A 10,758-nucleotide genomic window follows, 5' to 3' on the forward strand; every position below is an offset into this window, starting at 1 on the left:
GCGTCCGCGGGCGCCGGCGGGTCCGGCGGCGGAACGGTCGCCTCTTGGAAATAAATCCCCGGCGTGAGCAACGCGGCGAGCAGCGGGGCGGTCGGGACGAACGTCATGGGAGAGTGTGGGGCGCTGATCGAATCGGACGGCCCAGTATGAACTGATGTCGTCCGTCCTCCATCGGGCCGTCCCCCAACATGCCCGGCGCCTCGGCAAGATCGAACCGAGACTTGAGCGAGGCCGCGGCTTGAGCGAAACCGACGCGAGCGCCGCGGAACCCACGAGATCGGGCGCACAAAATGAGGGCGCGAAGTGTTCTTGACCCGCGGGCGCCGGCGGACCTACACCCTCCGCCGCTCTCCAAGCACCTTTCGTTTCAACCCGTTTACGCCCGAGGCCGTCGGCCTCGCGGACGTTCGTCGCGGCGATCCGTTCCCGCACGGCGCCCGGTCCGTTCCCCCCTCCTCGGGGCGAACCGCCGGGAGTCGGCGCATGGAACCTTCCGATCGTCGTCGCCCCGTCTGCGAACCGTCGCGCTCCGCGGCCGGAGTCTGCTCCGATGCCCACCCTCATGCACTCGCGGACGGCCGCCCTGTTGTCGGGGGCGCTCCTCTATGCCGCACAAGCGTGCGTCGCACCGCATGCTCTCGCCCAGCAATACGCTGTTCCCGCGGGGGAGGCGATCGTGCTCGACGGCGGCGCGGGGGCCGTGTACGGACAGCCCGTGTCCAGCGGATCGATGAGCGGCGGAATGACGGGCGGCGTCCACGCCGATCCCCAGATGCACACCGCGTACCGAAGCGTGTCCGGCGGGGGCGAAATCGTCGCCGAATCCTACCCGCAGGTGCGCTCGACCGAGTATCCCAGGGTGGCGTCCGCCGCGGGATACGGCGGCGAGCAGTACGTCTTCGACGAACCGGGCTATGCCGGGCCGGTCGTCGCGGACAGCGTCTACGGCGGGGAGTACGGGGGGAACCTCGGCCCCGGCGGCTACGGCGAGATGCTGTGCGACGACGGCTGCTGCGACACGTACGGCGGCGGCTACGGCGGCTCGTACGGGAGTTCCTACGGCTGCGATACGGGTCTGTGCGACAGCGTGTGCGGCTCCTGCGGCACGGTCGGCTGCACCCCGGGCACCTGCGATCCGACCTGCGAGGGCGATCTCGCCTGCGGCGGCCCGGTCGTGTGCAACAAGTTCGGCCGGTGCGGCAAGTTTTACACCCACGCCACCGCGACCGACGCCTGCGGCCTGAGCGCCGGCTACGGCTTCCTCTTCCTCCGCCCCACCCAGGGCGACGGCACCGCGGCGATCCTCCGTACCGCCACCGGCCGCACCACCACCAGTACGCGGCAGGAGTTCGACTTCGACCTGACCACCGGCTCCCGCATCTTCGCGGAACTGATCCGCCCGGACGCGATCGGCGTGCGGCTGACCTACAGCGGGTTGGAAGCCGACTCCGACCGCATGGTCTTCGACGGCACGCCCGCCGGCGTGACCAGCGCCGCCGTGCCCTCCGCCTTCTTCAATCCCACCAACGCCCCCGCCGGCATCGTGACCGCCGTCAACGGCGATCTCCTGACGGCCCGCAGCGAGGTGCAGTTCTCCAACTTCGACGCCGACGCCACCCGCCGCCTGCGGGCCGGCCATTGGCTGCTGAACACCGGCGGCGGTCTGCGGATCGCCCGGCTCGATCAGGATTACTCCGCCGTCGTGACCGGCGCCAATCCGGGTCAGGCGACCAGCGAAACGACCTTCCACGGCGCCGGTCTGACCGGCTTCGCCGAGGCCCGCCGCCCGATCGGAAACAGCGGGTTCGCGTTCCTCACCAGCGCCCGCGTCGCCCTGATGGCCGGCGAAAACGAAACGAAATCCCGCGTGTCGCAGGGCGGCGTGACTTCGATCGGATCCAGCAGTCGCAACGACTTCGTCCCCGTCGGCGAACTTCAGGTCGGCGGCGAATGGAGCGCCTGGCTGAACCCGACCACGCTGTTCTTCACCCAAGCGGCGTACGAGGGCCACATCTGGGGCGGGGTGGGCAGCCCCGGCTCGCAGAACGGCAACGTGGGCTTCACCGGGTTCAACCTCACGATGGGCGTCGAGTGGTGAGTCGCCCCCGCGGCGCCTGAAACGAAACACGCCCGACCCGCCCGCGAGCAGTTCGCGGACGGGTCGGGTCGTTTGATGGGTCGATCAATCACCGGTCGATCGCCGGGTCCGCGGTTGGGGACCGCAGTCGGAACCCCGGTCGGGGGACCGCAGTCGGCCGGCGATCGCTCCGCGTCCCGGACGCTTGAAGCGTCCGGGACGCTCGGTTCACTTCACTCGCGAACCGGTCGAGCGTGGTTCCGCGGAACCTTACCGCCAGGCGCGAACGCGATACACGCCGCCGCGACCGTGGGCGATGGCGTCCGCGGTGAGCCGCATCGGACGGCTGGGGGTGCAGGTGTTGGGCATGCCGCCGCTGGACCAGCCGACGCCCTCGAAGGCGCCGATCGTGCCGCCGACGTGTCCGCGAATCCCGCGGGCGGCCATCATGTTGGCCTCCTGCTGGGCGCGGGCCTGATCGCTGCCGTTCAGGCCGCTCGGCGAGGAGGGCTGCGAGCGCTGCATCGGCTGGCCGTACTGGGTCGGCTGACCGTACTGCGTCGGAACCTGCGTCGGGGTGGAGTACCGCACGCCGGGCTGCTGGACGCCGCGGACCTGCTGAACGCCGCCGTTCGTCTGGTAGCCGCCGACGGTCACGACGCCGGAGCGCTGCGGAACCGTCGTCGGGGTCGAGTACCGTTGAGTCGGCTGCTGCTGGTAGCGAACCGAGGTCGAGGCGTTGGCCTGAGGCGTCACCAGGCGCTCGCCGGGATTCAGCACGACGCCTTGCGGCAGTTGGGCGGACGCCATCGGGGCGACGGCGAGAACCGCGGCCAGACCGAAGGCGGAACCGAGGAGGGGGCGAATCGTCATGTCTCTCCGAGGTGGGAGGGGAACACGCACAAGAGGGTCCGGCCCGAATGCCAATCAGGCGTGGGCCGGGGGGTTGCGTGCCGAGGGAATTCGCCGCCTCGGCCGACCCGTGCCTCATGCTGCGGGTTCCGATCTGGCGGCGAAGCGGGGGACGTTACGCATCCCGTACAGCCCCCGCAACCGGTCAAACCGACACATTCACGCAGAACCGGCAAAGTCCTCCAGCTTGACGCCCGCGGCCCTCGCCGCGGGCCCCTCACTCCGCGGCCGCTTCCCACGCCTGCTCCGTCGTCACGGAGAGCTGCCGTTCCATCACCCAGCGCCAGCCGTCCGGGCCGCGGACCGTCAACGCTTCGAACCGCACGTACGCCGGCTCGCCGACCTCCCCCGGGGCGTGGGAGACGTATCGGAACAACCCCGTTTCGTGGGCGGTCGTCGGGCTGTGCAGGCGTTGGGTGAAGCGAAACTCCACGTCCGCGACCGTCTGGCCGGCCTTCGTCTCCTCGAACCCCGGCTTCCACTTGGCGAGCTGCTCCCCGATCGGCGCGACCGTCCCGCGGACGTCGCTGACGAACACGCCGTCCGGGTGATACAGCGCCGCATACCCGTCGAAATCCCCGTCGCGCACCGTCCGGGACGCCTCCGCCCAGAAGACGTCGAGTTCCGCCGCGACTCGTTCGGCGGCCCCGTCAGCAGCCGGTTCGTCCGTCGGTTCCTCAACAGGTTGGGGGGCGGCCAGCAAGGCGGCGCACAGCAGCGGGGAGAGCGCGATCGACACGGCGGCGGTCCGGGCGGGGAGCGAGGGAGGAACAGGATCAGCGGGGGCAGCGTCTCGAGTTTGGTCGAACCCGCGGTACGATCCAGTCCGCCCCACGCCGCGTCCCGCAGCGCCCGGAACGGAGACGGACCATGACGAACCGCCGACGCCCCCGCTTCCTCCCGCAGGTCGTCGCCCTACTAACTCTCGGGGCGACCTGCCCGCTCGCCGCGGCGGACGACCTGCTGGAGCGAGCCGAACAAACGTGGGAGCGGACCGCCGCCGAACTCCGCGAGGAGACGAACGAACTGCGTGCGGAGGGTCGACGGTTCGATGCGACCGTCACCCAGCCCGCCCGTCGATCGATCGAGCAGGCCCTCGACCGCCTCGATCGAACAGTCCGCCGCCTGCGCGGGGCGGACGACGAACCGTCCCCCGAACCGCAGGCCGTCGATCTGCCGGTCGAAGCGGAGCAGGCCGGCTTGGCGCCAAGCGACGCGACGCGCACCGACCTCGGCGGAGTGATCCCCTGGGCGGGGTCGACGCCGGAGAGTTTTGAGGAGGTCGCCGGTCGGGCCGAACGACTCGCCGCCGTGCCCGTCCGTGTCTTCGACGCGCTGCCGAACGACCCGGAGCGGGCGAAGCGGGAGTTACGCCGCGGACTCGATCCGACCGACGTGAACAGCCCGCTGCGGGCGCTGACCCGCAACGACGTGCTGGATTTGTATCAGATCGTCGATTGGCTGGCGCCGTATCAACGAAAGGGGTTCACGGCGGTGCGCCCCGGCGTCGACGCCGACGGCCGGCCGATCGCGATTCAATATACGGACTCCCCGATCGTCTATATCAACGGGGCGTTGACGACGCGGGGTCGCGCGGTCGAGGCCGGTCAGGCGCTCGCCGATCGACTGGGTGCGGTGGTGCTGGTCTGGCACAACGAGACGAACGGGATCCTCGGGGACGCCGCGGAATCGCTGTTGAACCTCGCCGACGTGCCTCTCGGGGCCGGCGGCGAACTGCGGACGATGATCGATCGCCCGCAGCCGATCACGGTCATCGGCCACTCCCAGGGCGCCGCCCAACTGCACGCCGTCCTCACCGACCGGCAGCGGCGGGGGCTATCGAACGCACACGTCGCCGCCGTGATGCTCGGCGCCCCCAACGGAGCGGAGACGCGATTGAAGGTCGGCAAATGGACCTATATCACGCACGGCGACGACATCGTCCCCAACGTCCTCGGCCGCAATCGCCTCGGCGGCAATCTGGCCGACCATTCAATCGACTATTACCTCCCCCTCGTCGAGCCGGGCATGCTGTGGTGACGCCCCCTCGACAGCCCGAGGCGCGAGCCGAGGCCGGGTGACGCCGACGGACATTCAAGAACCTTGGCTCGCCAGGAAATTGCATTGAGGATTCGACAGCCCGAGGCGCAAGCCGAGGTGTGCGATGTTCGCAGACTGAATCAGCCTCGGCTTGCGCCTCGGGCTGCCACTCCCAACCGACGACGCAAACCACTGCGGAAGAAGTCTCGTCGTCGCTCGGCAGGCAATGCTCCGCGGATCACCGGCGATAGAACTCCGCGAAGAAATTGAGTGACATCGGTCGTTCTCTCTTGAGGCTCGGGGCGCTTAAAGAGTCATGCTTGGGTCGCTGTCACGATACAGCACGTCGGTGCGGAGGACATATTTCGTCCCTCCCTCGACCGGCCGGCCCTCGTGCCATTGGTCGTGAATAAATAGCAGCGCCGAGCCGGTCTCCGGCCGCACGTCGAGCGTTTCCTGACGACGTTCTCCACTCTCTTTGGTCACGAAGGTGAACCGCGTTTCGCCGCCCTCAAAGTCGTCGTTGAGATAGAGCAGGTAGGAGTATCGGCTTCGCTCGCCGTCCGGCCCGACGGAGACGCCGTCCTTATGTCGTTTGAACTGCTGCGCGCCGGCGTAGCGATAGAACCTCAACGACTGGTCGACGCCCACGGCGCGGCCGTCGGGCGCTTCGGGCAGGTGGGGCCGGATGCGACTCCAGAGTTCGTCGGCGATCGCCGGGTTCTCGCAGCCGGCGCGATCGTTCGTACGGATCTCCGGTCTCATCTCCGGACCGGATCGAGTGCGGACGTCTGCCGGCTCGAATCCCAAAGCCCCCGCAGCGTCGATCAACGCTCGGCACTCGGCGGGCGTGTAGAGGTCACGGACGACGAGAATCCAGTCGGTCCGCCACTCGGCGACGGGTTCGATGGGCGGCATACGAGACTCAGGGTGAGGAGCGACGGGGACGGCGGGTAAAGGGGGCCGCGGGCAACGCGGGCAGGCTCACGACGTCATCGCCATGAGGAACGTCAACGCCGGCACGCCGATCAGGATCTCAAAGGCGCTGCGAAAGAAGAACGGTTCGATCATCCGCTCCGGCGTGCGGCGGCGGAAGCGAACGGCGAACGACACCGCGGGCACGGTCAACGCCGCGAGCGGTTGGTACAGGTGATACCAGAGGGCGGAGTACCCGAGGGAGATCATAAAATCCCTCTGGGGGTCGTCCCGGAAATAGGTGAACGGCCCGACCGCCCCGACGAACAGGAGATAGTACCAAACGAGCCGGCCGCGCTCCGCGTGCCAGATCAGGGAGATCCAGACGTACCCGAAGACGTTCGACAGCGCGATGCATAGAGCACGCTGGTGCGTATCGGCGCACAGCAGCAGCGAGAACACGAAGATCGGCAGGGCGACCAGGCTGCGGGGCGACATGCTCAGAGGGCGCCTGATCGGGAGAGCCGGAACCGAATCTGACCGCTGCCGCCGAACGCACGCAAGGGGAACGCGTCAGTCGCGCCCCATCGGGGCGGTCCGGTGGGAACCGTGACGGCGGGCCGTTACGGTTCGGGGCGCATCGTTTCGCCCCGCGCTTCGCCAAACCCACAGATCCCCGATGGCCCGGTCGTCTCTCATTAGTCTGATCCTCGGCGGCGGCAAAGGCACGCGGCTGTTCCCGCTCACGCAGTTGCGCAGCAAGCCCGCGGTGCCGCTGGCCGGGAAGTTCCGGCTGATCGACATTCCCATTTCCAACTGCCTGAACAGCGGCCTGGAGCAGATCTACCTGCTCACGCAGTTCAACAGCGTGTCGCTGCACCGGCACATCCGCGAGAGTTATAAATTCGACCGCTTCGGCGGCGGCTTCGTGGAGATCCTCGCCGCCCAGCAATCGCAGGACGAAGCGGAGCACGACTGGTATCAGGGCACCGCGGACGCCGTCCGCAAGAACCTGCGGTATATCGAACAGCACGGCGTCGAGCACGTGCTGATTCTCTCCGGCGATCAGCTGTACCGGATGAACTACGCCAAGATGCTGGCGACCCACAAGAAGAATAAAGCCGACGTGACGATCGGCGCGCTGCCGGTGACTCGGGAGCAGGCCAAGGGGTTCGGCATCATGACGCTGAACGACGGCGGCCGCGTCACCGACTTCACGGAGAAACCGCAGACCGAAGAGGCGATCGACGCCGTCCGCACCGACCCCGCCTGGATGGACGCCCGCGGCATCAAAAGCAACGGCCGCGACTGCTTGGGCAGCATGGGCATTTACCTGTTCGATCGCGACGTGCTGGTCGACTTATTGAAAGCCGACGACGCGGAGGACTTCGGCAAGGAAGTCTTCCCCCGGGCGATCAATTCTCAGCATGTGCAGGCCCATCTGTTCGACGGGTACTGGGAGGACATCGGGACGATCCGCAGCTTCTACGAAGCGAACCTGCAACTGGCGGGTCAGAATCCGCCGTTCGACTTCGCCGACGCCGCCGCCCCGATTTATACGCAGTCCCGCTATCTGCCCTCCTCGCGGATCGGCGGGGGCAAGATCACCGGCAGCCTGATCTCCGACGGTTGCATCATCGGGGAGAACTGCACGATCGAGAACAGCGTGCTCGGCCTGCGGTCTTACATCGGCGACGGCGTGACGATCCGCGACAGCGTGGTGATGGGGGCGGACTTCTATCAGGAAGCCCACCACCGCGAAGGCGATTTCTCCGTCGGGCGCCCGCCGGTGGGCGTCGGCGACGGCAGCACGATCTCCCACGCCATCGTCGACAAAAACTGCCGGATCGGGCGGAATATCGACTTCGTCGCCCCGCCGGCGCCGGCCGGCGCCCACCACGCCCCGGACGCCGATCACGACTGGGGCGTGCTGCGGGACGGCATCCTCGTGCTCCCCAAGAACACCGAACTGCCCGACGGCTGGAGCATGTGAATCCGCCCGCGGCGGCCCGGCGTTTTGCCGACTCTCGTAACGCAGAGGGCCGGCCGGCGCTCTGCGTTACAGGGCCTCCGCGTTCCAGGGAACGGGTGGGCGCTCTAAACTCCGGTCGCGCTCGTCGGCTTCCCGACGCCCCCCACCCCCCGCACGTTCCGATGAAGCACCTCGGCGTTCTCACCGCCGGCGGCGATACGCCCGCCCTCAACGCGACCCTGTACGGCGTGACCCGCCGGGCCAGCGAGCTGGGCATCTCCGTGTCCGGCATTATGAAGGGGTTCGGCGGGATGATGGACCCGCGGGTGCCGCACGTGCGGCTCAACCCGCTGCTCCAGCCGATCCCCGAACTCCAGCCGCACCAGGGCGGCACGATCCTCGGGTCCAGCCGGCATTATATCGGCGAGAAGAACTTCGACGTCTGCCGCGTCGCCGTCGAACGTCTTCAGAAGCTCAGCATCGAGGCGCTGATCTGCGTGGGCGGCGACGGCACGATCAACGGCATGCAGCCCATCAGCGAATTCCTCCCCTGCGTGCTCGCCCCCAAGACGATCGATAACGACCTCGGCCTGAACTACGACGGCGAACCCAACGACTGGCTCCGCCAGGACCCGGCGCACACCCCGGAGGGCGTCGGCGAGCCGACCTATATCAAACGTAAAAGTCCCGTGCTCGTCAGCCGGGACACGATGGTGAACATCGCCACCCCCGGCTACGCGACCGCGGTGCTGGTGGTCGTGCAGGGCGTCCAGCGGATTCGCACCACCGCCGAAAGCCACCGCCGCATCGCCATCGTCGAGGTGATGGGCCGCGACAGCGGGTTTATCGCCCTAGGCAGCGCCTACGGCCAGCCGGACATGATCCTGATCCCGGAGGTCCCCATCGATCTGGACGCCGTCGAGACGGAGGTCAAACGCCTGTACGACCAACAGCGCAACGTCGTGCTCGTCGTCGGCGAGGGCGTGCGGGATACGACTGGCGAACAACTCGGCGCCAAAGCGGCGAGCACCGATCCCAGCGGCAACGTGATTTTCCAGGGCGCCGCGGAAGAATTAAAGCGGCAGCTCGTGGATCGATTGGGCGACGATTACTTCGGCGGCGCCAACGGGCACGACAAAGCCGAGCGGGCCATCTTCACGCGGAAGATCGGCCACACCCAGCGGGGCGGGCGGCCGGTCAACTTCGACCGCTTCCACGCGGTCCAGTCCGGCGGCCACGCCGTCGATATGCTGCACCAGGGAGATACGAACGCCGTCAGCATCCTCAACTATAGCGAGCGCACCGGCTTCACCTACGACAGCCTGCCCGCCAGCCGTTTGCGGGATCGCTGGGGCATCATCCGCGCCCGCACCGTCGCCCCGGAGTTCTACGACGATCTTCTATTCGGCCCCTCCAAGGTCGGCCGGGATTATCTGCGTACGATCTTCACCGAAGCGCTCGGCCGCGACGACACGGAGTTCTGGATGTCGGACACCTTCCAGCCCGGCCACCTCGGCCGCCGCTACGCCAGCGTCAACGTCGATATGCAGAAGCGAATCCGCCATCTGGGGGAGTGAGGGCACAGCTCCCCTCGCTTCTCATTGGGGCGGGTGGAACCGATCGGAAACTGAGTAGCCAAGCGTCCCGGGGCGATTGCAAAGTCCCAAGCGACGAGTTGGCGGCGAGTCGTGCCGTCGGACTCCCCTCTCCCTCAGGGAGAGGGGCTGGGGGTGAGGGTGACGGTCCGAACGGTTCAACGACGTTCGTCTCGCTCCGCGAGCCCCCTCACCCCCGGCCCCTCTCCCCGAAAAAGGGGAGAGGGGAGTACCCCCGCGATGTCCGCCAGACTTAGCAATCGCCCTGGCCCCCCCTCTGTCGCCTCCGAGAGGACGTGCTAACCTGACAGGGTTCGCCCCTTCCACGGACAGGTCTCGATGCGCGCCCCCCGACTCGATTTCCGGCGTCTGCTGACGCCGGAGCGGCTCACCTGGCTCGGCGCCGGATTGCTGATCGTCGCGGGCGTGGCGACCGCCGGCTGGTGGTGGCCCTCGGCCTCCGGGCTGATCGCCGGTACCGAAGCGGCCGACGCCGGGGCCGCCGGGGAAGACCCCCACGCGGACCACGCCGCTCCCGGCGAGCAGTACGAAACAATTCGTCTATCCGAGCAGGCCCGCGGCACGCTGGGGCTGCGAACCCGGGAAGTGACAATCTCCGACTTCGTCCGCACCATCGAGGTGCCCGCGGTCGTCGCGGAGATCCCCGGACGCAGTTCGCTGCGGGTCAGCGCCCCGATGACCGGCGTCCTCACCGACGTGTTCATCACCGAGGGCCAGGCCGTCGAACCGGGCGAACCGCTGTTCGTCTTGCGGCTCACTCACGAAGACGTCGTTCGCGCCCAGACCGATTACCTCACCACGCTGGAGGCGCTGGACGTCGAGAACCGGGAGATCAGGCGTCTCGAAGCGGCCGGCAGCGGCGTCGTGGCTGGAAAAGTTCTTCTAGAACGCGAGTACGAACGCCAAAAGCTGGAAGGACTGCTGAGAGCCCAACGGCAGGCGTTGCTGCTGCACGGGCTGGCCGAGGAACAGATCGAGGGGATCGCCGAGTCGCGGAACCTTGTCCGCGAGGTGCTGATCGCGACGCCGGTTCCCCACGATCCGTCCGACCCCGACCACGCCGATCGGCACGACGCGGTGGTCCGCGCCGTCGCGATGCGTCGCCGGGCCGTGCGCCAGCAGGACGCCGGGGAGGGAACGGGTTCGCCCGCGGCCCCCGCCGCGCCGCTGACGGTCGCCCGGCTGCACGCCCGGCCCGGCGAGGCGGTCGAGGCCGGCGCCGATTT

The 10,758-nt window shown here is 68.3% G+C and carries 9 protein-coding genes; 5 read left to right on the forward strand and 4 right to left on the reverse strand.

Features of this window, described 5'->3' with window-relative positions; genetic code table 11:
• The first annotated feature begins 550 nt into the window (after positions 1-550).
• On the forward strand, positions 551-2,098 hold the full coding sequence (locus LzC2_RS17755; RefSeq protein WP_171189370.1) for an Lpg1974 family pore-forming outer membrane protein: 1,548 nt from the start codon (positions 551-553) through the stop codon (positions 2,096-2,098).
• A gap of 249 nt (positions 2,099-2,347) precedes the next feature.
• On the opposite strand, the gene LzC2_RS17760 is transcribed toward LzC2_RS17755, so the two are convergent.
• A complete protein-coding gene (locus LzC2_RS17760) occupies positions 2,348-2,950 on the reverse strand; it encodes a hypothetical protein (RefSeq protein ID WP_171189371.1) in 603 nt (200 codons plus the stop codon).
• Between the two features lie 256 nt (positions 2,951-3,206).
• Positions 3,207-3,728 (reverse strand): Cif family virulence factor, encoded by a 522-nt coding sequence (locus tag LzC2_RS17765; protein WP_171189372.1) that lies wholly within the window; start codon positions 3,726-3,728, stop codon positions 3,207-3,209.
• Between the two features lie 131 nt (positions 3,729-3,859).
• Between LzC2_RS17765 and LzC2_RS17770 the strand changes: the two genes are divergently transcribed.
• A complete protein-coding gene (locus LzC2_RS17770; RefSeq protein WP_171189373.1) occupies positions 3,860-5,029 on the forward strand; it encodes an alpha/beta hydrolase family protein in 1,170 nt (389 codons plus the stop codon).
• 306 nt (positions 5,030-5,335) lie between these two features.
• On the opposite strand, the gene LzC2_RS17775 is transcribed toward LzC2_RS17770, so the two are convergent.
• Positions 5,336-5,947 carry a prolyl hydroxylase family protein gene (locus tag LzC2_RS17775; RefSeq protein WP_171189374.1) on the reverse strand — a complete coding sequence of 204 codons (612 nt, stop codon included), beginning with the start codon at positions 5,945-5,947 and terminating at the stop codon, positions 5,336-5,338.
• A 66-nt stretch (positions 5,948-6,013) separates the two neighbouring features.
• On the reverse strand, positions 6,014-6,442 hold the full coding sequence (locus LzC2_RS17780; RefSeq protein WP_171189375.1) for a hypothetical protein: 429 nt from the start codon (positions 6,440-6,442) through the stop codon (positions 6,014-6,016).
• 181 nt (positions 6,443-6,623) lie between these two features.
• Between LzC2_RS17780 and LzC2_RS17785 the strand changes: the two genes are divergently transcribed.
• The 3 genes from LzC2_RS17785 to LzC2_RS17795 form a co-directional block, all read left to right on the forward strand.
• A complete protein-coding gene (locus tag LzC2_RS17785) occupies positions 6,624-7,937 on the forward strand; it encodes a glucose-1-phosphate adenylyltransferase (RefSeq protein WP_171189376.1) in 1,314 nt (437 codons plus the stop codon).
• Between the two features lie 161 nt (positions 7,938-8,098).
• Complete coding sequence (locus LzC2_RS17790; RefSeq protein ID WP_171189377.1) at positions 8,099-9,493, forward strand: 6-phosphofructokinase; 1,395 nt, start codon at positions 8,099-8,101, stop codon at positions 9,491-9,493.
• A 357-nt stretch (positions 9,494-9,850) separates the two neighbouring features.
• Positions 9,851-10,758 (forward strand): efflux RND transporter periplasmic adaptor subunit (locus LzC2_RS17795; protein WP_171189378.1); only part of this gene is annotated, 908 nt, incomplete at its 3' end.

It is taken from the genome of Alienimonas chondri, from assembly GCF_013036045.1.
GTDB classification, from domain to species: Bacteria; Planctomycetota; Planctomycetia; order Planctomycetales; family Planctomycetaceae; genus Alienimonas; species Alienimonas chondri.